Below are 24297 nucleotides of genomic sequence, written 5' to 3'. Positions count from 1 at the left end.
GAGGAGCACTCACAGGAACCCGACAGGCGGCCCTCAGGTTCAGCGGTTGGCGCGGTTCACCGCCGAGACGACCGCGCGCAGCGACGCCGTCACGATCGACGGGTCGATGCCGATGCCCCAGAACACCCGGTCCGAGATCGCGCACTCGATGTAGGACGCCGCGCGCGCGTCGTCGCCCGGCGAGAGCGTGTGCTCGGAGTAGTCCAGCAGCCGCAGGTCGAAGCCCACGGTCGACAGCGCGTCGAAGAACGCCGCGATCGGGCCGTTGCCGCGGCCGGTGACCTCGTGCTCGTCACCCTCCACGCGCACGGTCGCGGTGATGTCGTACTCGCCGTCGCCGTTGTCGCGGACGTGCTGGCGGACCAGTTCCAGCGGCGTCTTCAGCTCCAGGTACTCGGCCGAGAAGGCGTTGTACATCGTGGTCGGGTCGACCTCGCCGCCTTCGGAGTCGGTGTAGCGCTGGATGACCTTCGAGAACTCGATCTGCAGCCGCCGCGGCAGGTCGAGCTGGTGCTCGGCCTTCATGATGTAGGCGACGCCGCCCTTGCCGGACTGCGAGTTCACCCGGATCACGGCCTCGTACGTGCGGCCGACGTCCTTCGGGTCGATCGGCAGGTACGGGACCTCCCACGGGTACTCGTCGACCGGTACGCCGGCCTTGTCGGCGGCGTCCTTCAGCGCGTCGAGGCCCTTGTTGATCGCGTCCTGGTGGCTGCCCGAGAAGGCCGTGAACACCAGGTCGCCGCCCCACGGCGAGCGCTCGCCGACCGGCAGCTGGTTGCAGTACTCGACCGTCCGCTTGATCTCGTCCATGTCGGAGAAGTCGATCTGCGGGTCGATGCCCTGGCTGTAGAGGTTCATGCCCAGCGCGACCAGGTCGACGTTGCCGGTGCGCTCGCCGTTGCCGAACAGGCAGCCTTCGATGCGGTCGGCGCCGGCCTGGTAGCCCAGCTCGGCGGCGGCGATGCCGGTGCCGCGGTCGTTGTGCGGGTGCAGCGACAGGATCACCGAGTCGCGGCGCTCCAGGTTCCGCGACATCCACTCGATCGAGTCGGCGTAGACGTTCGGCGTCGCCATCTCGACGGTCGCCGGCAGGTTCAGGATCACCGGCTTCTCGGGCGTCGGCTGCCAGATCTCGGTGACGGCGTTGCAGACCTCGAGCGCGTAGGACAGCTCGGTGCCGGTGTAGGACTCCGGCGAGTACTGGAAGCGGAAGTCGGTGTCCGGCTGCTTCGCGGCCAGCTCGACGACCATTTCCGCGGCCTGCGTCGCGATCTTCTTGATGCCTTCGCGCTCCTCGCGGAAGACGACGCGGCGCTGCAGGATCGAGGTCGAGTTGTAGATGTGGACGATCGCCCGCGGCGCGCCTTCGAGGGACTGGAAGGTCCGCTCGATCAGCTCGGGGCGGCACTGGGTCAGCACCTGGATGCTGACGTCGTCCGGGATGGCGTGCTCTTCGATGATCTCGCGGACGAAGTCGAAGTCGGTCTGGCTCGCGGCCGGGAAGCCGACCTCGATCTCCTTGTAGCCCATGCGCACGAGCAGGTCGAAGAACTTGCGCTTGCGCGCGGGCGACATGGGGTCGATCAGGGCCTGGTTGCCGTCCCGCAGGTCGACGGCGCACCACAGCGGCGCGCGCTCGATGCGCTTCTCGGGCCAGGTGCGGTCGGGCAGGTCGATGTTCTCGACGAGGTCGTACCACGGGCGGTAGCGGTGCACCGGCATGGACGTGCCGCGCTGGGTGTTCCAAACGGGCTGGTCAGCGGGCGCGGGACGCGAAGGCTTGCGGATCTTGCTCATGGGATTGGGGGTGTCTCCAGCTCGACGGGTGCGACCGGCACCACGAAGCCCCGCGACGAGGAGCCGGTCCGATCAGGCCCCGTCGCGGCAGCGAAGCAGGAGAACACGCGCCACGCCCCCACCATAACCACGGAACGCGGCGGGAGGGAAGCCGGGCTTCTCCCGGTGGGGGTTACCTGTGGGTAGCAATTGCCCGGTCGCCGTGCGAAACTGCGACCATGGGTGAGCACGCGGAGTCGTCGTCGGAGGAGACCGAGGTCTCGCGCCGGGCACCGGTCGACTGGCGCGCGACGGGGGGTCGCGCCGCCTCGGTGGTGGCGTCGATCGTCCGCTGGGTGGGGCTGGTCTTCGCCGCGTTCCTGGTGATCCACGTGATCTTCACGGTCGGCTCGGCGAACCCGGAAAACGGCATCGTCTCGTTCGTGAAGTCCTGGGCGGACGGGCTCGCGCTGGGGTTCAGCGACCTGTTCACACCGAGTGACGGGAAGCTGCGGGTGCTGGTGAACTACGGCATCGCGGCGATCTTCTGGCTCGTGGTGTCCGGCATCCTCGCGAAGGTCATCCGCCGGGTGGGCGGGGCGTCATAGCGCAGGCGTGCCCCACTGGCCGGTGAACGCGAACTCCACCAGCGGCAGCCGCACCCGCTCCGCCTTCTCACGCTCGATCCGCCAGTCCTCCTCGAGCACGTCCGGGGCACCCGGCGACCCCACCGCGATCGCCACCTTCGGCACCGCGTCCTCCGGGAGGGAGAACGCCGCGCGGACCGCGTCCGGCGAAAACCCCGCCATCTGGTGCGCGACCAGCCCCAGCTCGACCGCCTGCAGCACGAGGTTCTCCGACGCCAGCCCGAGCCCGTACTCCGCGTACGGCACTTCTCCCTTTTCGTTGGTTGTCACCATCACGCCGATCAGCAGCAGCGAGGCCCGGTGCGCCCACGCCCGGTTGCCCGAGTTCAGCGTCGCCAGGATCGCGTCGAACGACGGCGTCCCGCGGACGCCCACCAGGTAGCGGGCCGGCTGGGTGTTGCCGAACGACGGGGCCCAGCGGGCCGCCTCGAGCAGCGCCCGGACCTGCTCCGGCGTGACCGCCGCAGCCGGGTCCAACGCCCGGGGGCTCCACCGCTCGGCCATCAGGGAAGCGATCGGGACGCTCGTCACAGCTGGTTTCCGCACGAACTCGACCCTACCCACGAGTGCTGTGTGTCACTCGGGAGGAAGGGCTCCGCGCATTTCCTTGGTGTTACGGAAGATTTACTTCCGAGCGACCCGCGCGAAGGGTCCGCCCCACGTCAAGAGGGTGGCGGGCCGTGCCGGCCCCGGTAGGCTCCTGGTCAAATCATGGGACGCGGGGGCTCTCCGGTGCCCACCAGGGAGCCGCCCGGCCCGCGAGGAGGTTCGGGCGTGGCCCTCGTGGTCCAGAAGTACGGCGGATCGTCGCTGGAAAGTGCCGACCGGATCAAGCGCGTCGCGGAGCGGATCGTCGCCACGAAGAAGGCGGGCAACGACGTCGTCGTGGTCTGCTCGGCGATGGGTGACACCACCGACGAACTGCTCGACCTGGCGCAGCAGGTCAACCCGGCGCCGCCGGAGCGGGAGATGGACATGCTGCTCACCGCGGGTGAGCGCATCTCGAACTCCCTGGTCGCCATGGCCATCGCGGCCCAGGGCGCGGAGGCCTGGTCGTTCACCGGTTCGCAGGCCGGCGTCGTCACGACGTCGGTGCACGGCAACGCGCGCATCATCGACGTCACCCCGAGCCGGGTCACCGAGGCGCTCGAGCAGGGCTACATCGCGCTGGTGGCGGGCTTCCAGGGGGTCGCGCAGGACACCAAGGACATCACCACGCTCGGCCGCGGCGGCTCGGACACCACCGCCGTCGCGCTGGCCGCCGCGCTGAACGCCGACGTCTGCGAGATCTACTCCGATGTGGACGGTGTGTACTCCGCCGACCCGCGGATCGTGCCGGACGCGCGCAAGCTCGACACCATCCCGTACGAGGAGATGCTGGAGCTCGCCGCGAGCGGGTCGAAGATCCTGCACCTGCGTTCGGTGGAATACGCGCGCCGCTACGGCGTCCCGATCCGAGTCCGCTCTTCCTACAGTGACAAGCCGGGCACGACGGTGACCGGTTCTATCGAGGAGATCCCCGTGGAACAAGCCCTGATCACCGGTGTGGCGCACGACCGCTCCGAAGCCAAGATCACGGTCACCGGGGTGCCGGACCACGCCGGCGCCGCGGCCCGGATCTTCCGCGTGATCGCCGACGCCGAGATCGACATCGACATGGTGCTGCAGAACGTGTCCAGCACCGTCTCCGGCCGCACGGACATCACGTTCACGCTGTCGAAGGCCAACGGCGCCAAGGCGGTCAAGGAGCTGGAGAAGGTCAAGGCGGAGATCGGCTTCGAGTCGGTCCTCTACGACGACCACGTCGGCAAGGTCTCGCTGGTCGGCGCCGGGATGCGCTCGCACCCCGGTGTCACGGCGACGTTCTGCGAAGCGCTGGCCAACGCCGGCGTCAACATCGAAATCATCAACACCTCGGAAATCCGGATCTCGGTGCTGATCCGGGACGCCCAGCTCGACGACGCCGTGCGCGCGATCCACGACGCGTTCGAGCTCGGTGGCGACGAGGAAGCGGTTGTCTACGCGGGGAGTGGTCGCTGATGGCGGAAGGTCTGCGGGTCGGGGTGGTCGGCGCGACCGGCCAGGTCGGCGCGGTCATGCGCAAGCTGCTGGCGGAGCGGGAGTTCCCGGTCGCCGAGCTCCGGTACTTCGCTTCGGCGCGCTCGGCGGGTTCGAAACTGCCGTGGCGCGACACCGAAATCACGGTCGAGGACGCGGCGACGGCCGATCCGTCCGGTTTGGACATCGCGCTGTTCTCCGCGGGCGGGTCGACGTCCAAGGCACAGGCGCCGAGGTTCGCCGAAGCGGGCGCGACGGTGATCGACAACTCCTCGGCGTTCCGGATGGACCCGGACGTGCCGCTGGTCGTCAGCGAGGTCAACCCGGAAGCCGTCAAGGAGGCGCACAAGGGGATCATCGCGAACCCCAACTGCACCACCATGGCCGCGATGCCGGTGCTGAAGCCGCTGCACGACGAGGCCGGGCTGGTCCGGCTGGTCGCCTCGACGTACCAGGCGGTGTCCGGCAGCGGGCTGGCCGGCGTCGACGAGCTGGCGGGCCAGGTCAAGGCGGCCGCCGAGCACGCGTCGCTGCTGACCCACGACGGCGCGGCGATCGAGTTCCCGAAGCCGGAGAAGTACGTCCGCCCGATCGCGTTCAACGTCCTCCCGATGGCCGGGCCCATTGTGGACGACGGCGAATTCGAGACGGACGAAGAGAAGAAGTTCCGCAACGAGAGCCGCAAGATCCTGAGCATCCCCGGCCTCGGCGTCTCGTGCACCTGCGTGCGCGTGCCGGTGTTCTCGGGCCACTCGATCTCGGTGAACGCCGAATTCGAGCGGGCGCTGACGGTCGAGCGCGCGACGGAGCTGCTGACGCACGCGCCGGGCGTCGAGCTGTCGGAGGTCCCGACCCCGCTGCAGGCGGCGGGCAACGACCCGAGCTACGTCGGCCGCATCCGCGTCGACCAGGGCATCGAGGGCGGTCGCGGGCTGGCGCTGTTCATCTCGAACGACAACCTCCGCAAGGGCGCGGCGCTGAACGCCGTGCAGATCGCCGAGCTGATCGCGCAGCAGTGACCACAGTGGACAACTAAATTCGCTTGGCCGTTTCGCGGCGCCCGGGGGATCCTGGGCGCCGCGAAACAGTTTCAGGGGAGGAAACCATGTACACCGCTGTCGACGGCGCCCGCGTCCCGATCCGGATGTGGGCGGATCCCGCGTCGGTCGAAGACCAGGCCATGCGGCAGCTGCAGAACGTCGCCAACCTGCCGTGGGTGCACGGGGTCGCCGTGATGCCCGACGTCCACTACGGCAAGGGCGCCACCGTGGGCAGCGTCATCGCCATGCGCGACGCCGTTTCGCCCGCCGCCGTCGGGGTCGACATCGGGTGCGGGATGAGCGCCGTGCGGACGTCGCTCACCGCCGCGGACCTGCCCGACGACCTCGGGAAGCTGCGGCGCCGGATCGAAAGCGCCGTGCCCGTGGGCTTCGGGCTGCACAAGACGCCCGTGAACCCCGCGAAGGTGCACGGTGTCGGCGGCTGGGATGCCTTCTGGAAGGGCTTCGGCCAGCTCCACGAAGGCGTTCAGGAGCTGCACGACCGGGCCGCGCGGCAGATCGGAAGCCTCGGCGGCGGGAACCACTTCATCGAGGTCTGCCTCGAGCAGGGTGGTGTCGACGAAGGCCGCGTCTGGCTGATGCTGCACTCGGGTTCGCGCAACATCGGCAAGGAGCTCGCGGAACGGCACATGGCGGTCGCGCGGAAGCTGCCGCACAACGCCGACCTGCCGGACCGGGACCTCGCCGTGTTCGTCGCGGGCACGCCCGAGATGGCGGCGTACCGGCGCGACCTGTTCTGGGCGCAGGACTACGCGGCGCGCAACCGCGCCACGATGGTCGCGCTCGTGAAGCTGGCGCTCGCCGAAGTGGTGCCGGGCACCACGTTCGACGACGCGATCTCGTGCCACCACAACTACGTCGCGGAGGAGACCTACGACGGCGTCGAGCTGCTCGTCACCCGGAAGGGCGCGATTCGCGCCGGATCGGGTGATCTCGGGATCATCCCGGGCAGCATGGGGACCGGTTCGTACATCGTCCGCGGGCTCGGGAACACGTCGTCCTTCCAGTCGGCGTCGCACGGCGCCGGCCGCCGGATGTCGCGCAACAAGGCCAAGAAGCTGTTCACGGCCGACGACCTCGCGGCGCAGACGGCGGGCGTCGAGTGCCGCAAGGACTCGGGGGTCGTCGACGAGATCCCGGCCGCGTACAAGGACATCGAAACGGTGATCCAGGCCCAGACGGACCTGGTCGAGGTCGTGGCGCACCTCAAGCAGGTGGTCTGCGTCAAGGGCTGAGCGGTACCTTGGCGCCATGACGAGGGGTGGAACGACGGCCGCGCTGCTGGCCGGGGCCGCACTGCTGCTGAGCGGGTGCGACCAGGTCAGCAACGCGGTCGACCAGGGGTCGAAGACGGTGGACAAGGTCGGCGTCTGCACCGAGGCGCTCGGGCTCGCGGACCTGAACCCGCTGGTCGACCCGGACAAGCTCAAGGCGCGGGCCGCGGACAAGGAGAAGCGCCTGCGCGAGCTCGCCTCGGACGTCCAGGACCAGGACGTCAAGAACGCGCTGCTCGGCATGGCCGGGTCCTACGTCGAGGTGCAGAAGGAGCGCATCGAAGACGCCGGCGTCGTGGCCCAGTGGGTCCAGCGCAACGTCAAGAAGCTCGACGCCCTCCGCGCGGCCTGCGGCTGACGACGAGCCGCGGCGGACCCGCTAACTCTCGGCCAGCGCCGGGACCGGCTCCGCGGCCGGTTCCGGCTTGGCCCGTCGGCGCAGCAGGCCCGCCGAGGCGATCACCAGGCCGCCGAGCCCGGCCGCGGCGAAGCCCCACGCCGGGCTCGAGTGGTCGATCGCGAAGCCGACGACCGGGCTGCCCAGCGCCAGGCCGAGCCGCGTCGACGCGTCCTGCAGCCCCATCGCTTCGCCGCGGACCCGGGGCGGGGCGATCCGGGTGACCGTCTCGGTGGTCGCCGCGAGCGTCGGCGCGCAGAGCAGGTTCGTCGGGATCAGCACCAGCGTCAGCAGCCACCACGGGTGACCGGCCAGCCCGACCGGCACCACCAGCAGCGCGAGCAGCAGCATCAGCACGCCCTGCGGCAGCGACCGCTGCACGGCGCCGTGCACGATGCCACCGGCGATCGACGCGACGCACATCACCGCGATCACCAGCCCGGTCACGCCGAGTTCGCCATTCGCCCGCAGCGTCGCGAGCGTCGCCAGCTCGGTGCCGACGAGCACGAACAGCGTGCCCGCGGCGATCAGCAGCGTCGCCACGAGCGGGCCGGTCAGCCAGCTCCGCAGCGGCGGCCGGGCGGTGGACGCGCCGGGCTCGGCCGACTCGCGGATCGGCGGGTCGACGAGCCAGATCAGGAACGCCGTGCCGCCGAACAACGCGCCGAGCGCGCTCAGCGTGAACGTCGGGGAAAGCGTCGTGATGGCCGCGATGCCGAGGGCGGGGCCGATCATGAACGTCGCTTCGACGGAGATCGTGTCGAGCGAGTACGCCGCGCGGCGCTCCTCGACCGGGACGAGCGCGGCCAGGATCTGCCGCGCGAGCGAGCCCGCCGGCACCGAAAGCATCCCGGCCGGGACCGCGACCGCGGCGAGCGCCGCGTAGGGCAGGTGCGGCGCGGCGAACCAGAACACGGTCGTGCCGATCCCGCAGACGGCGACGACCGGGCGCAGGCCGTAGCGGTCGAGGCAGCGGCCGAGCAGCGGGGCGCCGAGGGCCATGCCGAGGGTGACGCCGGCGCCGACCAGCCCGGCGGCGCCGTAGCCCCGGCCCAGCCCGGTGACGACGTACAGCGTCATCAGCACGCCGTTCATGGTCATCGGCAGCCGGGCCAGGAACATCAGCGCCATCGTCGACGGGACGCGGGGGACGGTCAGGACCCGGCGGTAAGGCTGGAACGGCACGTCTCGATGAGACCCCAAGGTGGTACGCGCGTGCAACTTATTTCCGGGTGGTGCCCGGCAGTTTTGAGAGTTACTCTCATTTGGTAGTAACTATCAATTGGGGGTCGCTATGACTCAACTCCAGGCACGCAGGTGGTGGGCGCTCGGAGCGCTCGCGGTGAGCCTGCTGACCGTCGGGCTCGACCTGACGGTGCTGAACGTCGCCGTGCCGACGCTCGCCGTCGACCTCGGCGCCACGACCACGCAGCTGCAGTGGTTCGGCAACGCGTACACGCTCGCGCTGGCCGCCCTGCTGCTGCCGGCCGGCCTGCTGGGCGACCGGTTCGGCCCGAAGAAGCTGCTGCTCGGCGCGCTCGCGCTGTTCGGGCTGGCTTCCCTGGCCTGCGCCTACGCGAGCACGCCGGGCCAGCTGATCGCCGCCCGCGTGGTGCTGGGCGCGGACGCCGCGTTCCTCATCCCGCTCTCGCTGTCGCTGCTCAATATCCTGTTCCCGCCGCAGGAGCGGGCGAAGGCGCTGACGACCTGGGTGATGGCGACGTTCGCCGGCATCCCGCTCGGGCCGCTGCTCGGCGGCTGGCTGCTCGACCACTACGCGTGGGGTTCGGTGTTCCTGATCAACGTCCCGCTGACCGTGGTCGGCCTGGTCGCGGTGCTGTTCCTGGTGCCGCTCACGCCCGGCTCCGGGCGGGGCCGGATCGACTTCGCGGGCATCGCGCTCTCGGCAGCCGGGCTGGTCGCGCTGACATACGGCTTCGTCCACGCGGGCGAGCACGGCTGGGCCGATCCGGTGACCTACGGCCTGATCGCGCTCGGGGCCGCGGTGCTCGCGGTGTTCTGCCGAGCCCAGACGCGCACGCCCGTGCCGCTCACCGACCTGGCGTTGTTCCGCGAGCCGCGGTTCGTCTGGGGCGCGGTGCTCGCGACGATGGCGTCGTTCGCGCTGATGGGCCTGCTGTTCGTGCTGCCGCAGCTGTTCCAGGCGGTGCAGGGGGCGGACGCGCTGCAGACCGGCGTGCGGCTGCTGCCGCTGATCGGCGGGATGCTGGTGTCGGCGAAGATCGCCGAACGGCTGGTCGCCGCGGTGGGCGTGCGGGTGGTCGTCACGGCGGGGTTCGCGCTGCTCGCGGCCGGGCTGGCGTGGGGCTCGGCGACGTCGCCGTCGGACGGCTACGGCGTCACCGTGGCCTGGGAGAGCGTCATCGGGCTGGGCACGGGGTGCACGCTGCCGCCGCTGATGTCGATGGCGATGGGGGCGCTCACCGAAGGCCGCTCGGGCGCCGGGTCGGCGTTGATCCAGGTGCTGCGCCAGGTCGGCGGCACGATCGGGGTGGCGGTGCTGGGCACGGTGCTCAACGGCGTCTACCGCGACGGCGTCTCTGTCGACGGTCTGCCGGCGCCGGTGGCGGACGCGGTGCGCGGCAGCGCGTCGGGTGCGGTGGCCGTCGCGGAGAAGCTCCACCTGCCGTCGCTGGCCGAGTCCGCGCGGCTGGCGTTCACCGACGGCATGGCGGCGACGCTGTGGGTGTGCGCCGGGCTGGGCGTGGCGGGCGCGTTGCTCGCGCTGCTGTTCCTGCCCGGGCGGGCGGCCCCGGAGGCGCGGCCGCGAGAATCGGAGCATGACGTCGTCGCCAGGTGAGCCCTCGGGGCTGCGGGAACGCAAGAAGGCCAAGACGCGCGCCGCCATCCAGCGGCACGCGTTGCGGCTGTTCCGGGAGCAGGGTTACGCGGCCACGACGGTCGACCAGATCGCGGCGGCGGCGGAGATCTCGCCCAGCACGTTCTTCCGCTACTTCCCGACGAAGGAAGAGACGGTGCTGTACGACCCGTTCGACCCGGTGCTGATCGCGGCGGCGCTGGCCCAGCCGGCCGAGCTGAGCCCGATCGGCGCGTTGCGCGCGACGGTGGACGTGATCCGCGACCAGCTGTCGGGCGAGGCGTGGGAGCAGGAACGCCAGCGGCAGCTGCTGGTGTTCCGCGAGCCGGAACTGCGCACGGCGGTGATGGACAAGTTCGCGGAGGGGATCGATCTGCTGGCGGGGCTGGCGGCCCAGCGAACGGGCCGTGCGGCCGACGACTTCGAGGTCCGCAACTGGGCGGGAGCGGTGGTCGGGGTGGTGCTGGCGGCGTTCGCCGGCGCGGCGGCGGACCCGGAGGTGGACACGCTGGCGGTGCTGGACCGCGCGGTGGCGCACCTGGAGGCGGGGTTGCCGCTGTAGGGGTGGCCCGTGGTGGGCTGCGCCGGTGATGGTGGTGGGTGCGGCGTTCGGCCTGTCGCAAGTGAAGGTCGGGTGCGCGCGGTTCGGTGCGGGTGTGGCCGGTCGGTGGTGGCGCGGACTGCCGGCGATCGCGCGGTGGCGCACCTGGAAGCGGGGTTGCCGCTGTAGGGGCGGCCCGCGGTGGGCTGCGCCGGTGATGGTGGCGGGTGCGGCGTTCGGCCTGTCGCAAGGGAAGGGCGCCCCCGCCCGTCGGCGCTTGAGCGGCCACGGGAAGTCCACCCGCGCCGCTCGGCCATCCGTGTCGCGCGCGCCGACTCCGTCCCGGCCACCGCGGTTTCCCGGCCTTTCCCCGTGCCCGATTTCGGAATTGATTTCGCATTCCCGTCTCCACCTGGGTCGACACCGTGTGGGTGGCGGTGCGAGCGTGGGGGACGACCCGTCTGGAGCAGTTGCGACACGCGGTCCGACGGAGTGATGAAGCCAAATGATCACCGTTTACACCCGCGTGAGTGACCCAACTGCTCCACAGTGGACTCTTGCTACCAGCAGTAACGACGAAACGATCTCAGGATGATCTTCAGGGGGAAGGGCAAGGTTTCGACGTTAATCAATTGCGGGCCAGTTCGCCTCTCGTGCATCCGGCACGTAAGGGTTAGAAAACGTCCCTAACCGGTGATCGGGTGGCTTATCTCCGATACGGGGGGTATCGATTTATCCCGTCAGGTCTCCCGAGGCCAGGAGGTAAGGAATGAAAGGCAAGTTCGGGCGGTCCATCGCCCTGGTAGCCGCGAGCAGCCTGCTCGCGGTCGGAATGGCGGGGATCGCCTCGGCGAGCCCGGTGAGCCCGGACGGGGGCAAGGGTTCCTCCAGCACCCAGGCCCTCGCCGCACAGGTGCTCCAGATGCGCGACGACCTGACCAAGGTGGCCTACGCGGGCAACGTCGGTGCCACGCGCGCCGACCTCGGTCAGATGAGCCCCGTGCTCGCGGACATCGCCGCCGGCAAGCGCTACACCGTCCAGACCGACACCGAGCAGCTGGCCGGCCTGGCCAAGGGGCGCGCGGACGAGAGCGCCCGGCTGCTGACCGACCCCACGGCCAAGGCTCGCCAGCTGCCGCCGTTGCCGGTGCCGATCCCGTCGCTGCCGGATCTGCCGGGACCGCTGAAGATCGTCAGCGACCTGGTGAAGGCCCTGCTCGCCGCGGTCACCGGCATCCTCGGCGGCCTTCTCGGCGGCCTGCCGGTGCCGCCGTTGCCGGTGCCACCGCTGCCCGCGCCGGCGGGCTGAGCCCGAAACCACCGAAAACAGGGGGCCCGGAGCCCGGCCGCGGACATTCCTCCGCGGCCGGGCTCCGGGTGGGTCTCAGGCGAAGGACAGGCCCTGACGCAGCGCGCCCGCCGTCTCGGCCAGCGCCTCGCGGAACCGGGTGCCCACGCCGGTGAAGTTGATGAACCCGTGGATCAGGTCCTCGTGACGGCGCAACGCCACCTCGACACCCGCTTCGCGCAGCTTCTCCGCGTACGCTTCGCCTTCGTCGCGAAGCGGGTCGAAGCCCGCCGTGACGACCAAGGCCGGCGGCAGGCCGCTCAAGTCGTCCGCGTGCAGCGGCGAAAGCCGCGGGTCGGTCAGGTCCGTGCCCGGAGGCACGTAGTGGCCCTCGAACCACTTCATGTGCACGTCGGTCAGGAACAGGTCCTCGGCGAACAGGTCCTGCGAGCGGTAGCGCCGCGCGAAGTCCGTCGCCGGGTAGATGAGCAGCTGGAACGCCGGCGCCGGGCCACCCCGGCGCACCGCCTGCTGCGCCGTGACCGCGGCGAGGTTGCCGCCCGCGCTGTCGCCGCCGACGGCGATCCGCGCCGGGTCCGCGCCGAGGTCGCCCGCCTTCGCCACCGCGTACTCGAACGCCGCGAGCGCGTCCTCCGTCGCCGACGGGAACGGGAACTCCGGGGCCAGCCGGTACTCGATCGACAGCACCCGCACCCCGGCGTGCTTGGCCAGGAAGCGGACGGCGTTGTCGTGGCTCGCGCGCGTCCCGATGACCCAGCCGCCGCCGTGGAAGAACACCAGCAGCGGTGACTTCTCGGGCAGTCCGACGGGCGTGTACAGCGTCGCCGGCAGGTCGCCGTCCGGCGTCGGCACGGCGATCTCGCGCACCGAAACCGGCTCGATGGGCTTGCCGCTCACCAGGTGCCGCCCGACGTCGAGCAGGGCGCGCGACTGCTCCACCGACCCCTGCACCAGCTCGGCGCCGGACAGCTTCTGCAGCCGGAGCAGCAGCTGGGCGTCGAGTGCGAGGTCCTGGCCGTCGAGCCGCACCGGGCGGCCCGCCACCGCCCGCCGCAGCGGCGTGGGCAGCCAGAACGCGAGCTGGGACGCCGCGGCCTGGGCGCGGACCGGGAGCGGGATCGCCATCGTTGCCTCCTGGGCTCGGTACCGCCCCGGACGTTACTCGTCAGTAGGTAACAGGTCCAGCTGTGACGCGGCCCTCGGTCCCAAACTCTGGATATCCACTTAAGTGGAGGGGTTAGCCTGGAAGACGTGACTTCAGCCAGGACGATCAACGTGCTCGGGATCGGCGGCTCTCTGCGCGAGGGTTCCCAGTCCGAACGTGCGTTGCAGATCGCGCTCCAGGGTGCGGCCGAAGTCGGTGTCCGGACCCGGATGCTCACCGGCCCGGAACTGGTGCTGCCGTTCTACGACGCCGGCGAGCCGGACCGCGACGAGCGCGCCACCACCCTCATCGAAGCCGTCCGGCAGGCCGACGGCCTCGTCGTCGTGTCGCCGGGCTACCACGGCGCGCTGTCCGGCCTGGTGAAGAACGCCCTGGACTACATCGAGGACCTGCGCGACGACCAGCGTCCCTACCTCGACGGCCGCGCGGTCGGGCTGGCCGCCGTCGCCTACGGCTGGCAGGCCGCGGTCACCACGCTCGAGCAGCTCCGCACGATCACGCACGCGCTGCGCGGCTGGGCCACCCCGCTGGGGGGTTCGATCAACTCGGCCGAGACCAAGTTCGACGAAGGCGGTGGCGCGTCGGACGAGAAGAGTGTCCGCACGCTTCGCCTGATCGGGCGGCAGGTCGCCGAATTCGCGGTGACGCGCGCCGCATGACGTTTCGCCCGGTCGGCTCCGGGTAATCGATCAGCGTGATGCCTGCCATGTGGGGGCACCGTTCCGCGGGTGCGGGATGTTGTGCCGAGTGAGACGCTCGCTGTGGAGCGTCCGGAACCGAAGGCAGGCTGAGCATGGGTCAGGCGATCTACACCGCGGTGGCGACGGCGCGCGGCGACGGCCGCAACGGCGAGGTGACCTCGTCGGACGGCGTCATCGACGAGTCCCTGGCCATCCCGAAGGAGATGGGCGGCCCCGGCGGAGACAAGACCAACCCCGAGCAGCTCTTCGCCGCCGGCTACTCGGCCTGCTTCCACAGCGCCCTGCAGCTGGTCGCGCGCCAGGCCAAGGTGCCGCTGAACGGCTCGACCGTCACCGCGGAGGTCAGCGTGCTCAAGCAGGAGGTCGGCTTCGGCCTCGGCGTCGCGCTGAACGTCTCCCTGCCGGGTCTCGAGCAGGCGCAGGCCGACCAGCTGGTCGAGCAGGCCCACCAGGTGTGCCCGTACTCCAACGCGACGCGCGGCAACATCGAGGTCGCGCTTTCCGCCACCGTCTGACCCCCGGGTCCGAACCAGCACGAGGAAAGGATCAGCGCAGATGAGCAAGTCTCCGATCAAGAGCCCGCTTTCCGAGGCCGACAAGGAGATCACCGGCAACGCCCTGCAGGCCACGCTGGTCGACCTGGTCGATCTCTCCCTCATCGCGAAGCAGGCGCACTGGAACGTCGTCGGTGCCAACTTCCGCAGCGCGCACCTGCAGCTCGACGAGCTGGTGAACACCGCGCGCCAGTACGTCGACGAGGTCGCCGAGCGCGCCAACGCCATCGGCGTCTCGCCGAACGGCAAGGCCAAGACCGTCGTCGAGAGCTCGGGCGCGCCCGAGTACCCCGACAACTGGCAGTCCGTCGAGTCGACGGTCGCCGCGATCGTCGACATCCTCGCGAAGCTGATCGAGCGGCTGCGCGCCCGCATCGACGAGACCGACAAGAGCGACCTCGTCACGCAGGACCTGCTGATCGAGATCACCCGCGCGCTGGAAGAGGCGCACTGGATGTGGCAGGCCCAGCAGGCTTGATTTTTCGCGCGAAAGGGGTCGTTCCGGACGGGACGGCCCCTTTCGCGTTGCCGGGCTCAGTACGTTCGGTGGCATGGTCTTGCATCAGGGGAAAGCCGACCGCCCGGACCGCGCCGGCGGGACGAATCCGATGTACGCCGGGGCGAACCCGGCGCTCGCGGCGGGCTTCGTCATGCCGCACGACAAGCTGCGCGACGACCCGCTCCCGCCGGACTCCGCGCTGCAGCTGGTGCGCGACGAGCTGATGCTCGACGGCAACGCGCGGCTCAACCTCGCCACGTTCGTCACGACGTGGATGGAGCCGCAGGCGCGCGAGCTGATGGCCGAGTGCGTCGACAAGAACATGATCGACAAGGACGAGTACCCGCAGACGGCCGAGCTTGAGCGGCGTTGCGTGAACATCCTCGCCGACCTGTGGCACGCCCCGGACCCGGCGGACATCATGGGCTGCTCGACGACCGGGTCGTCGGAGGCCTGCATGCTCGCCGGGATGGCGCTGAAGCGGCGCTGGTCCAAGCTCGGGCGCACCGGGAAGCCGAACCTGGTGATGGGCGTCAACGTCCAGGTCTGCTGGGAGAAGTTCTGCGAGTACTGGGAGGTCGAGCCCCGGCTGGTCCCGATGGACGGCGACCGGTACCACCTGAACGCCGAGGAAGCGGTCGCGCGCTGCGACGAGAACACGATCGGCGTGGTCGCGATCCTGGGCTCGACGTTCGACGGCAGCTACGAGCCGGTCGCGGAGATCGCCGCGGCGCTGGACGCGCTTTCCGAACGGACCGGGTGGGACATCCCGATGCACGTCGACGGCGCTTCGGGCGCGATGGTCGCGCCGTTCCTCGACCCGGACCTGGAGTGGGACTTCCGGCTGCCGCGGGTGGCGTCGATCAACACGTCGGGCCACAAGTACGGGCTCGTGTACCCGGGGGTCGGCTGGGTGGTGTGGCGCGACCAGGCCGCGCTCCCGTCGGAGCTGGTGTTCAACGTCAACTACCTCGGCGGCGACATGCCGACGTTCGCGTTGAACTTCTCGCGCCCGGGCGCGGAGGTCGCGGCGCAGTACTACACGTTCGTGCGGCTCGGCCGGGAAGGCTTCCGGGCGGTGCAGCAGGCTTCGCGCGACGTCGCTCTCCACTTGTCGGCGGGGATCGAGGCGCTCGGGCCGTTCTCGTTGCTGACCCGCGGAGACCAGCTGCCGGTGTTCGCGTTCACGACCAGCGCGGACGCGGGCTTCGACGTCTTCGACGTGTCACGACGGCTGCGCGAGCGGGGCTGGCTGGTGCCGGCGTACACGTTCCCGGAGAACCGGACGGACCTGGCGGTCCTGCGGATCGTCGTCCGCAACGGCTTCACCCACGACCTGGCGGACCTGCTGCTGGCCGACCTCGCGAGGGTGCTGCCGGAGCTGGAGAAGGAGGGCGGCCGCCCGAAGGACCCCGCGAAGGCGACCGCCTTCCACCACTAGTGCCAGGACTTGGCCCGGGCGTACTGGTCGGGCCACGGCACATCCGCGCCGAGCGCGTTGGCCGCGCGCAGCGGCCAGTGCGGGTCGCGCAGCAGTGCGCGGGCCAAGAACACCACGTCGGCCTGGTCGTTGCCGATGATCTCCTCGGCCTGGTGCGGGTCGGTGATCATGCCGACCGCGCCGGTCGGGAGACCCGCTTCGGCGCGGATCCGCTCGGCGAACGGGACCTGGTAGCCCGGGCCGACCGGGATGTCCGGGTTCGGGGTGTTGCCGCCGGTCGAGGTGTCGATCAGGTCGATCCCGCGCTCGGCCAGGAGCTTCGCGAGCCGGACGGAGTCGTCGACGGTCCAGCCGCCGTCGGTCCAGTCCGTGGCGCTGAGGCGGGCGAACAGGGGGACGTTCGTCGTCGCCCGCACCGCGTCGGCGATCTCCAGCGCCAGCCGGGTGCGGCCCTCGAAGTCGCCGCCGTAGCGGTCGGTGCGGGTGTTCGACAGCGGGGACAGGAACTGGTGGACCAGGTAGCCGTGCGCGAAGTGCAGCTCCAGGACGTCGAAGCCGACGTCGGCCGCGCGCCGGGCCGCCTCCGCGAAGGCCTCGGGCAGCGCACGCACTTCGTCCGTGGTCAGCTCGCGCGGGGTGGCGTACTGGCCGAACGCCGTCGCGGACGGGCCGACGCTCTCCCAGCCACCCTCTTCTGGCGGCACGCTGCCGGGGCCTTCCCACGGCCGGTGCGCCGAGCCCTTGCGGCCGGCGTGACCGAGCTGCATGCCGATGGCCGTGCCCTGGCCGTGCACGAAGTCGACGATCCGCCGCCACGCCTGGGCCTGGGCCTCGGTCCAGATGCCGGTGTCCTGCGGGCTGATCCGGCCTTCCGAGGTGACGGCGGTGGCTTCGGTCATGACGAGCCCGGCGCCACCGGTGGCGAACTGGCCGAGGTGCACGAGGTGCCAGTCGCCGGGGACGCCGTCGGTGGCGGAGTACTGGCACATCGGTGACACCCACGCGCGGTTCGGCAGGGTCAGGCCGCGGACGGTGATCGGGCTGAAGAGTCGGCTCACGTACGGATCAACGACACGTGCCCGGCGTCTCTTCCCGTCGCGCGAAGCGTGTACCGGCGGGTAACCTCGGCCACATGGGTGTCGCTGCTGACGAACGCCAGGCCTTGAGCTCCCTCTTCGACGAACTCGGTCCCGACGCGCCCACGCTGTGCGAGGGGTGGACCACCCGGGACCTCGCCGCGCACCTCGTCGTGCGCGAGCACCGGCCCGACGCCGCTCCCGGGATCGTCGTGCCCGCGCTGGCCGGGTACACGCAGAAGGTCCAGGACCGCTACGCCGCCAAACCCTGGGGCACCCTCGTCGAGCAGGTCCGGAAGGGGCCGGCGAAGTTCTGGCCCACCGCCGTCGGCCCGCTCGACGAGCTGACCAACACCGCCGAGTTCCTCGTCCACCACGAGGACGTCCGGCGCGCGCAGCCCGGCTGGGAGCCCCGGCCCGCCGACGCCACCCGGGACGCCGCCGCCTGGAAGTCCGCGAAGCAGGCCGCCAAGCTCAACCTCCGCAAGGCGCCCGTCGGCGTCACCCTTCGCACGAAGGACGGGCGCGAGGCCGCCGTCAAGACCGGGCCCGACCCGGTCACCGTCGTCGGCGAACCGATCGACCTGCTGCTGTTCGTGTTCGGCCGCGACGCCGTCAACCTGGACTTCGAGGGCGACGCGGCCGCCGTCACGAAGCTTCAGGCCGTGAACCGTGGACTCTGACTGACACCCACCGGCCCACGGGCAACGCCACGACGATCGCGGCCAGCACCAGGTGCACGGCCATGAACGCGACCGCGGCCGGCACGCTCGGTGGCCCGCCGAGGAACACGATCATGTGCGACGCCCACTTCAGCTCGGTCGGCTTCGTGCCCGCCGCCCAGACGTCGTTGAGCGCCCAGAACGTCAGGTCGTTGACCCCCGAGATGACCACCAGGATCGACGCGATCCCGACCTTGAGCACGTTCGCCGTCCGGCCGCCGCCGAGGCGGTAGGCCAGCAGCGCGAACAGCACGATGAACGTCGTCACGAACAGCTCGAACTGGTACACCGGCTGGAAGTCCTGGTCGGGCGAGCGCGCGAAGTCCTGCACCCGCATCACCAGTTCGGTGTCCAAATAGGACATGTAGACGAACACGGCGAACACGATCAGCGCGGGCCCGAAACGACCGCGCGGGAACAGCGAAACCGTCAGCACCGCGAACACGAACGGGCACAGCTTGAACGCCCAGTCGCCGACGTTGTCCAAGGTCTGGTCCGGCGGCAGCACCACCATGATCAGCAGCGTGGTGACCACCGCCGGGACGGCGGCCACCAGCCACAGCCACTGCCGCCGCCGGTACAGGGCGGCGACCGGGCCGGGCGATTCCAAGAGCGTCACAGTTCCTTCTCCACCCAGAACGGTCCGAGGGCCAGCGCGTCGACGTCGGTCTTCAGGTAGCACGCGATCGCGTCGGCCGGGCTGGCCACGATCGGCTCGTTGTTGTCGTTGAACGAGGTGTTGACGACCATCGGTACGCCGGTCAGCTTCTCGAACTCGCTGATCATCCGGTAGTACAGCGGGTTGTCGGTACGGCTCACGGTCTGCACGCGCGCGGTCCCGTCGACGTGCGTGATCGCCGGAACCTCATCGCGTTTGTCCGGCAGGACGTCGAACACCAGCAGCATCACCGGCGACGGGTAGTCGCTGACGAAGTACTCGCCCGCCCGCTCCGCCAGGCACGACGGCGCGAACGGCCGGAAGGCCTCGCGGTGCTTCACCTTCTCGTTCATCCGCGTCTTCGACTCCGGGTCGCGCGGGTCGGCGACGAGCGAGCGGTTGCCCAGCGCCCGCGGCCCGCACTCCATCCGGCCCTGCACCCAGCCGACGATCTTGCCGTCGGCGATCTTGGCCGCGGTGTGCGCGGCGATGTCGTCGACGCGGTGGTACTCGACGCCGGCGTCCTGCAGCGCCAGTTCCATCTCGGCTTCGGTGTAGTCGGGGCCGGTGTAGGTGTAGCCGTCGCGCGGGCGCGGCTTGCCGTACTTCGCGACCGAGACGTCCAGCGCCGCGCCGAGCGCGCAGCCGTCGTCGGCCGCGGCGGGCTGGGCGAAGAAGTCCTCGAACGGCGTCTCCAGCAGGATCCGCCCGTTCATGACGCTGTTGAGCGCGACCCCGCCGGCCACGCACAGCCGCTTCGAGCCCGTCTCGCGCTGCAGCCACCGGGCCAGGTGCAGGCCCGCCTCTTCCAGTGTCACCTGCAGCGCGTACGCGATGTCGCAGTAGTGCTGGGGAACGGGATTCGACGCCGTGACGCGGGTTTTCGGCCGCGCCGGGCCGAAGGTGTCGGTGAACTTCTTCGCCATCACGTGCTTGCCGGTGCGGTGGTGGCCGAACCAGCTCAGGTCGAGCTCGAAACCGCCGTCGTCGTCGAGGTGGATCAGCTGCTTGAACGCGTCGACGTAGGTGTCCTCGCCCAGCGGTGCGAGGCCCATGATCTTGCCCTCGTCGCGGGTCGGGTAGAAGCCGAGGTAACCGGTGACCCCGGCGTACATCGCGCCGAGGGAGTGCGGGAACTTGATCCGCCGCAGGTCGACGATCTTGTCGCCGCGGCCGTGCGCGAGGTACGTGGCCGTGCCGTCGCTGCCGATGCCGTCGAAGGTCATGACCGCCGACTCGTCCCACCGCGAGATGAAGTAGCCGCTGGCCGCGTGCGCGCGGTGGTGGTCGACGAGGTGGGTCTTGAACTTCGTCGGCCCGGTCCAGCCGGCGGCCTCCTTGACGTCGTTCGCGAGCGTGTAGGACCGCTTGATGTGGGCCAGCACCGCCCCGCCGACGTGGTAGTCGTCGTGGCCCTTCCCGCCGCCGGTCAGGAAGGTGTCGACCATGCCCGCCGACTTGCCGCCCTCGTCGCCGTTGGCGTTGCGGAAGACGTCGAGCGTGCCGGGGAAGTAGCGCGCGAACACCTTGGCCGCGTGGATGCCCTCCTTCCAGCGCTGCCAGTAGTAGGCGACGTGGTCGACGTCGGCGAGGGTGATCCCGCCGCGCTCCAGGCAGAACTTGATGGCTTCGGCGGGGAAACCGCCGTCGTGCTTGACGCGGGTGAAGCGTTCCTCTTCGGCGAAGGCGATGATTTCGCCGTCGCGCACGAGTGCCGCGGCCGAGTCGTGGACCCGGCTGATGCCCAGTACGTACATGACTTTCTCCCAGTGGTTCAGCGTCGGCGGACCAGGCGTCGCAGGACGGCGGCCTTCACGGCGAGGGCGAGGACGAGCGCGGCGAACCCGCCCACCGGCCCGAGGGCGGGGACGAGCACCGCCGCGGCGACGGCGGTGGCGGCGAGCGAGAGGACGGCGGTGCCGGACGTCAGCGTCAGCACCTTGCTGTTGGTGTTCTCGATGAGGAAGCCCGCGTACAGCCCGACCGCGTACAACGCGGTCTCGGCGACGACGAGCACCCCGAGGACGACGTAGGCGTCTCCGGCGGTGAGCGGGCCGCGGGTCCCGGGGATGGCGAGACCCGCGGCCAGCAGCACGACGACCGCGATGCCCGCGCGTTCGACCAGCTTCAGCAGGCTGATCGCGCGGGCCCGGCCGGCCGCCGCGCCGGTGCCGCGCAGCCGCCGCGACGCCGTCGGCTGGTGCAGCTTGAGCTGGTAGTACAGCAGCGAGCAGAACGCGCTCGACGCCAGCAGCGCCAGGTAGAACGGGCCGCTGTCGGTGGTCCGGCCGGACAGCGCGAGGACGGCGAACACCACCGACGTCGCGATGACGTCGAGCAGTTCGGTCAGTCCGAGCAGGACGGTGCTGCGGCCGAACGCGGGCAGCAGCCGGTGCCCCGGCACGCCGCCGCCGCGCAGCCACGGCTTCGGCAGCAGGGCCACCGAAGTCCCGAGGATGACGAGGATCCCGCCGAGCAGCAACGCCAAGTGCGTTTCGGGCGGCCAGCGCACCGCCCACGTCACGCACGTGACGACGCCGACGACGACCGCGCCCGCGGTGAACGCGAGCGCGTCCAAAGTGGACTTCTCACGCAGCCGGTGCAACCCGGACACCGTCATCAGCAGGCCACCGGAGATCGACCAGGCCGCCGCGGTCAGGTACAGCGCCGCGGCCGACCGCGGGGCCGCCACCAGCGCGACGGCCGTCGCGGCCAGCACGAGCAGCACCGGCACCGCGGCGAGCCGGACCGCGAGCGCCGCGACGGCGTCCCGGGTCCGGCGCAACCGCGGCAGGCTCTTCAACGCGGACTTCTCGGCCGCGGCGGGCACGAAGTTCAGCCAGGTCATCAGGCCCAGCGCGTTCGCGAACCGGCCGTAGTCGTGCGCGCCCCACGCGGTGATCAGCACCAGCCCCATCAGCTGGACCGCCAGCCGGAAGGCGCCGCGGCCGGCGAGCAGCCGCAGCACCACCGCCGGCCGCGGCGGGGCCGCGACCGGCGGGGCGGCGGACGGCGCGGTCACGGCAGCGGTACCGCCATGTCCTGGTCGTGGAGCAGGAACTTCAGCGTGCCGCGCACGGCGTTCTCGCACGCGAGCAGTTCCGGCACCGAACCGGCGGTGAGCACGACGTACCCCAGCTTGTGGCCCGCCTGCTCGTACGGCCGGACGAACGAGCCCTCGTCGGCGAACAGGTGCAGGCCGACCAGGCCCGGCATCGCCCGGACGTCGTCGGCACCGTCCACTCGCGACAGGTGACCGCCGCGGTCGGACGCGAGGATGTGCACCAGGGTCGGCCTCGGCTCGTGCAGGTCGAGCGCCACCTCGCCGCCGGTGGCGGCGGCGATCCCGGCGCCGATCAGGTCGGCGCCGTGGCAGTGCGCGATCGCCTCGGCGAGCCCGTTGCCGCCCATCCGCGCGCCCATCTCGACCAGGTACAGCTGCCCGTCCCGGCCGAGCACGGCGTCCAGCGTCAGCGGCCCGGTCCGGTAGCCGAGCTCGGTGCAGATCCGGTCGAGGGCATCGATCAGGCCCAGCTCGACGTCGGCGGGCAGTTCGCCGGGCAGCAGGTGCGACGACGTCACGAAGAACGGCGGCGGCGTGAGCACGCGTTCGGTGACGGCGTGGAAGACGATCCGGCCGTCGACGACCAGCGCCTCGATGGTGAAGTGCGAGCCGTCGAGGTGCTCCTCCACGACCAGCCGGCCGGACGGCGAGAACGCGAGCGACTCGGTGAACGCCTTGCTCAGCAGGCCGGGGCCGGGGCACGCGACGACCCCGCGGCTGCCGGAGGAGTCGACCGGCTTGACCAGCGTGGGGAACCGCAGCTGCTGGGCGGCGTGCACGAGCTCCGGGCCGGGCCGGCCGGCGACGCTGCGGTAGCTCGGCAGGCCCAGGTGGTCGCACAGCGCGCGGAAGACGGACTTGTCCGTCGACGCCCGGACCGCGTACTCGGGCAGCGGGTCCGGCAGGCCCCAGTGGCGGGTGAGCCACGCCAGGGCGGGCAGGCCGACGTCGCTGGCCGGGCACAGCACGCCGGCGAGGTCGCGGCGGCCCTCCAGCGCCGCCGCGATCTGCTCCGGCGCCCGGACGCTGACCTGCAGGAACTCGTCGGCGAGCGCCACGGCCGGCGCGCCGGGCCGGATGTCCACGCAGATCGTGCGGAACCCCAGTTCCCGCGCCCGCTCGTACGTGCTGACCGAACCGTCCGCGCCCCCCAGGATCACCAGGGTTCTCGCGGGGTCCTTCTCGGATCTCGTCACGCTGAAACGCCTTTCCCCAGTTGCACATCGATGAGCCGGGGACCCGCCGGGTCCGCCGGGGTGAAGAGCCGGTCCTCGGGGGCGACGACGATGTTCGCCTCCCGGACGTAGAACTGCCGCGGCCGCGGCTGGCCCGCGCCGACCACGACGAGGTAGCGCACGGTCAGCGAGGCCACCAGCAGCAGCACCGCGAGCAGCGCGAACAGCAGCGTGGCCGTCGCGCCGGCGCCGAGCAGGCCGAACGCCGCCGCGCCGCCGGCGAGCACGGCGATCCCCGCGGCCAGCAGGGCCGTCGCGGAAGCCGCCGTCGTGAGCCTGCGGGTGAACCCCACGAACAGTTCGATGGCGTGCGAAGCCAGGAACCCGAAGCCCACTTTGGACTCACCGCGCTCCCGGGCCCGGTGCGCCACCTGGACGCAGGTGTACCGGCTGGTCAGCCGGGGCACGGTGGCCAGGAAGTACGGCGTGCCGAGCCGCAGGTCGACGATCTTGCGGGCCAGCTCCGCGCGCACCAGCCGGAACGCCGTGGCGCCCGGCGGAATCTCGATGCGCAGCACCCGCCTGCCGAGGAAGTGGAAGGCCGCGGTGCCCCAGCGCCGCAGCCGCGGGTCCTGGCGGTTGGTGCGGACGCCGAACACGGCGTCGTTGCCCTGCGCGGCCGCGGCGATCAGCTTCTCCGCCTCGGCCGCGGGGAACTGCTGGTCGGCGTCGACGTGCAGGATCCACGGCTGCGACGCGTAGCGGTAGCCGGCCGAGAAAGCGGCCTCGAAACCGAAGTTCCGTGAAAAGGACACGAACCGCACTCGCGGGTCGTTTGTCGCGAGCTCGCGGATCTTGTCCAGAGTCCCGTCGGCGCTCCCGTCGTCGACGAAGAACAATTCCAGTGAATAGTGGCCGAGTTCGTTGGTTATTTCCCGATAGGACGGTCCGATGTTGTCGACTTCGTTGAAGCACGGGATGACTACGGTGAGTCCACTTTGGGCAGGCCCCGGGAAAGGGGCGGTCATCTCCGCCGCCGGAGCGGTTTTGTGTCCGCGCGGTCACGGACAGTGTGAATGACGATCATGAATCCCCCAGACGGATCCGGTAAGCCCGCTTGCCGATATGCGGTGTTGCGGAGTTATAAGCAGACGGATCGTTGTTGTGCGACGGCAGGTCTACGAATTCCTCCGTTCAGACCCAGACCAAAGTAGTAACCCATCCGGCATTCGGGGTGTCCTGACGGAGAAGTCCTTCCCCGCGGGGCGTCGATGACGCAGACTCCCCGGCCATGTGGAATCTGGGGGCGGGGGTTGTTTGGCGCGCGGCTTACGCAC

The 24297-nt window shown here is 70.8% G+C and carries 23 protein-coding genes; 13 read left to right on the top strand and 10 right to left on the bottom strand.

The genetic code is table 11. The annotated features are described in order from the left end of the window. Positions 1-39: 39 nt before the first annotated feature. Positions 40-1800 (bottom strand): 2-isopropylmalate synthase, encoded by a 1761-nt coding sequence (leuA, locus tag ACWEVP_RS26430; RefSeq protein ID WP_452065219.1) that lies wholly within the window; start codon positions 1798-1800, stop codon positions 40-42. Between the two features lie 218 nt (positions 1801-2018). Between leuA and ACWEVP_RS26425 the strand changes: the two genes are divergently transcribed. Next, positions 2019-2387, top strand: a complete 369-nt coding sequence (locus ACWEVP_RS26425) for a hypothetical protein (RefSeq protein ID WP_452065218.1) — start codon at positions 2019-2021, stop codon at positions 2385-2387. Here ACWEVP_RS26425 and ACWEVP_RS26420 read toward each other — a convergent pair. Further along, positions 2382-2972 (bottom strand): nitroreductase family protein, encoded by a 591-nt coding sequence (locus ACWEVP_RS26420; protein WP_452065217.1) that lies wholly within the window; start codon positions 2970-2972, stop codon positions 2382-2384. The genes ACWEVP_RS26425 and ACWEVP_RS26420 overlap by 6 nt on opposite strands. A gap of 228 nt (positions 2973-3200) precedes the next feature. Here ACWEVP_RS26420 and ACWEVP_RS26415 point away from each other — a divergent pair, with 228 nt between their 5' ends. From ACWEVP_RS26415 to ACWEVP_RS26400, 4 genes are all read left to right on the top strand, one after another. Then, positions 3201-4466 (top strand): aspartate kinase, encoded by a 1266-nt coding sequence (locus tag ACWEVP_RS26415; RefSeq protein WP_364447343.1) that lies wholly within the window; start codon positions 3201-3203, stop codon positions 4464-4466. Beyond that, positions 4466-5503 carry an aspartate-semialdehyde dehydrogenase gene (locus tag ACWEVP_RS26410; RefSeq protein WP_452065216.1) on the top strand — a complete coding sequence of 346 codons (1038 nt, stop codon included), beginning with the start codon at positions 4466-4468 and terminating at the stop codon, positions 5501-5503. The genes ACWEVP_RS26415 and ACWEVP_RS26410 overlap by 1 nt, the downstream gene beginning before the upstream one ends. Before the next feature lie 86 nt (positions 5504-5589). Next, positions 5590-6780 (top strand): RtcB family protein, encoded by a 1191-nt coding sequence (locus tag ACWEVP_RS26405; protein ID WP_452065215.1) that lies wholly within the window; start codon positions 5590-5592, stop codon positions 6778-6780. 16 nt (positions 6781-6796) lie between these two features. Further along, entirely contained in the window at positions 6797-7177 is a 381-nt protein-coding gene (locus ACWEVP_RS26400) for a hypothetical protein (RefSeq protein WP_452065214.1), read from the top strand. Between the two features lie 21 nt (positions 7178-7198). Here ACWEVP_RS26400 and ACWEVP_RS26395 read toward each other — a convergent pair whose 3' ends face one another. Further along, positions 7199-8338 carry an MFS transporter gene (locus ACWEVP_RS26395; RefSeq protein WP_452065282.1) on the bottom strand — a complete coding sequence of 380 codons (1140 nt, stop codon included), beginning with the start codon at positions 8336-8338 and terminating at the stop codon, positions 7199-7201. 220 nt (positions 8339-8558) lie between these two features. Between ACWEVP_RS26395 and ACWEVP_RS26390 the strand changes: the two genes are divergently transcribed. The 3 genes from ACWEVP_RS26390 (at position 8559) to ACWEVP_RS26380 (ending at position 11905) form a co-directional block, all read left to right on the top strand. Next, the gene (locus ACWEVP_RS26390; RefSeq protein WP_452065213.1) at positions 8559-10037 is read left to right on the top strand and encodes a DHA2 family efflux MFS transporter permease subunit; all 1479 of its coding nucleotides are present in this window, start codon (positions 8559-8561) and stop codon (positions 10035-10037) included. Beyond that, positions 10018-10617, top strand: coding sequence for an acyl-CoA-like ligand-binding transcription factor (locus ACWEVP_RS26385; RefSeq protein ID WP_452065212.1), 600 nt, complete (start codon positions 10018-10020; stop codon positions 10615-10617). Before ACWEVP_RS26390 ends, ACWEVP_RS26385 begins: the two co-directional genes overlap by 20 nt. 748 nt (positions 10618-11365) lie before the next feature. Beyond that, positions 11366-11905: a hypothetical protein gene (locus ACWEVP_RS26380; protein WP_452065211.1), complete on the top strand. Its 540-nt coding sequence runs from the start codon at positions 11366-11368 to the stop codon at positions 11903-11905. 75 nt (positions 11906-11980) lie between these two features. Here ACWEVP_RS26380 and ACWEVP_RS26375 read toward each other — a convergent pair whose 3' ends face one another. Next, positions 11981-13030 (bottom strand): alpha/beta hydrolase, encoded by a 1050-nt coding sequence (locus ACWEVP_RS26375; protein WP_452065210.1) that lies wholly within the window; start codon positions 13028-13030, stop codon positions 11981-11983. 150 nt (positions 13031-13180) lie between these two features. Between ACWEVP_RS26375 and ACWEVP_RS26370 the strand changes: the two genes are divergently transcribed. The 4 genes from ACWEVP_RS26370 (at position 13181) to ACWEVP_RS26355 (ending at position 16265) form a co-directional block, all read left to right on the top strand. Next, complete coding sequence (locus ACWEVP_RS26370) at positions 13181-13729, top strand: NADPH-dependent FMN reductase (protein WP_452065281.1); 549 nt, start codon at positions 13181-13183, stop codon at positions 13727-13729. A 134-nt stretch (positions 13730-13863) separates the two neighbouring features. Beyond that, entirely contained in the window at positions 13864-14286 is a 423-nt protein-coding gene (locus tag ACWEVP_RS26365) for an organic hydroperoxide resistance protein (RefSeq protein WP_285457651.1), read from the top strand. 40 nt (positions 14287-14326) lie between these two features. Continuing rightward, complete coding sequence (locus ACWEVP_RS26360; protein WP_452065209.1) at positions 14327-14803, top strand: Dps family protein; 477 nt, start codon at positions 14327-14329, stop codon at positions 14801-14803. Positions 14804-14876: 73 nt separating this feature from the next. Continuing rightward, complete coding sequence (locus ACWEVP_RS26355; protein WP_452065208.1) at positions 14877-16265, top strand: glutamate decarboxylase; 1389 nt, start codon at positions 14877-14879, stop codon at positions 16263-16265. On the opposite strand, the gene ACWEVP_RS26350 is transcribed toward ACWEVP_RS26355, so the two are convergent. Continuing rightward, entirely contained in the window at positions 16262-17323 is a 1062-nt protein-coding gene (locus ACWEVP_RS26350; RefSeq protein ID WP_452065207.1) for an NADH:flavin oxidoreductase/NADH oxidase, read from the bottom strand. The genes ACWEVP_RS26355 and ACWEVP_RS26350 overlap by 4 nt on opposite strands. A 74-nt stretch (positions 17324-17397) precedes the next feature. Here ACWEVP_RS26350 and ACWEVP_RS26345 point away from each other — a divergent pair, with 74 nt between their 5' ends. Next, on the top strand, positions 17398-18024 hold the full coding sequence (locus ACWEVP_RS26345) for a TIGR03085 family metal-binding protein (RefSeq protein WP_452065206.1): 627 nt from the start codon (positions 17398-17400) through the stop codon (positions 18022-18024). Here the strand turns inward: ACWEVP_RS26345 and ACWEVP_RS26340 are convergent. The 5 genes from ACWEVP_RS26340 to ACWEVP_RS26320 are packed head-to-tail and all read right to left on the bottom strand — an operon-like array spanning position 17990 to position 23988. After that, a complete protein-coding gene (locus ACWEVP_RS26340; protein ID WP_452065205.1) occupies positions 17990-18682 on the bottom strand; it encodes a hypothetical protein in 693 nt (230 codons plus the stop codon). The genes ACWEVP_RS26345 and ACWEVP_RS26340 overlap by 35 nt on opposite strands. Then, positions 18679-20478: a carbamoyltransferase family protein gene (locus ACWEVP_RS26335; protein ID WP_452065204.1), complete on the bottom strand. Its 1800-nt coding sequence runs from the start codon at positions 20476-20478 to the stop codon at positions 18679-18681. The genes ACWEVP_RS26340 and ACWEVP_RS26335 overlap by 4 nt, the downstream gene beginning before the upstream one ends. A 17-nt stretch (positions 20479-20495) precedes the next feature. Next, on the bottom strand, positions 20496-21743 hold the full coding sequence (locus ACWEVP_RS26330) for a hypothetical protein (protein WP_452065203.1): 1248 nt from the start codon (positions 21741-21743) through the stop codon (positions 20496-20498). Next, a complete protein-coding gene (locus tag ACWEVP_RS26325; protein WP_452065202.1) occupies positions 21740-22981 on the bottom strand; it encodes an ATP-grasp domain-containing protein in 1242 nt (413 codons plus the stop codon). The genes ACWEVP_RS26330 and ACWEVP_RS26325 overlap by 4 nt, the downstream gene beginning before the upstream one ends. Continuing rightward, positions 22978-23988, bottom strand: a complete 1011-nt coding sequence (locus ACWEVP_RS26320; RefSeq protein WP_452065201.1) for a glycosyltransferase family 2 protein — start codon at positions 23986-23988, stop codon at positions 22978-22980. The genes ACWEVP_RS26325 and ACWEVP_RS26320 overlap by 4 nt, the downstream gene beginning before the upstream one ends. Positions 23989-24297: the final 309 nt, after the last annotated feature.

The organism is Amycolatopsis sp. NPDC003865 (assembly GCF_053605345.1).
The sequence above is the reverse complement of the archived record's forward strand: the minus strand, read 5'-3'. Positions and strand labels throughout refer to the sequence as shown.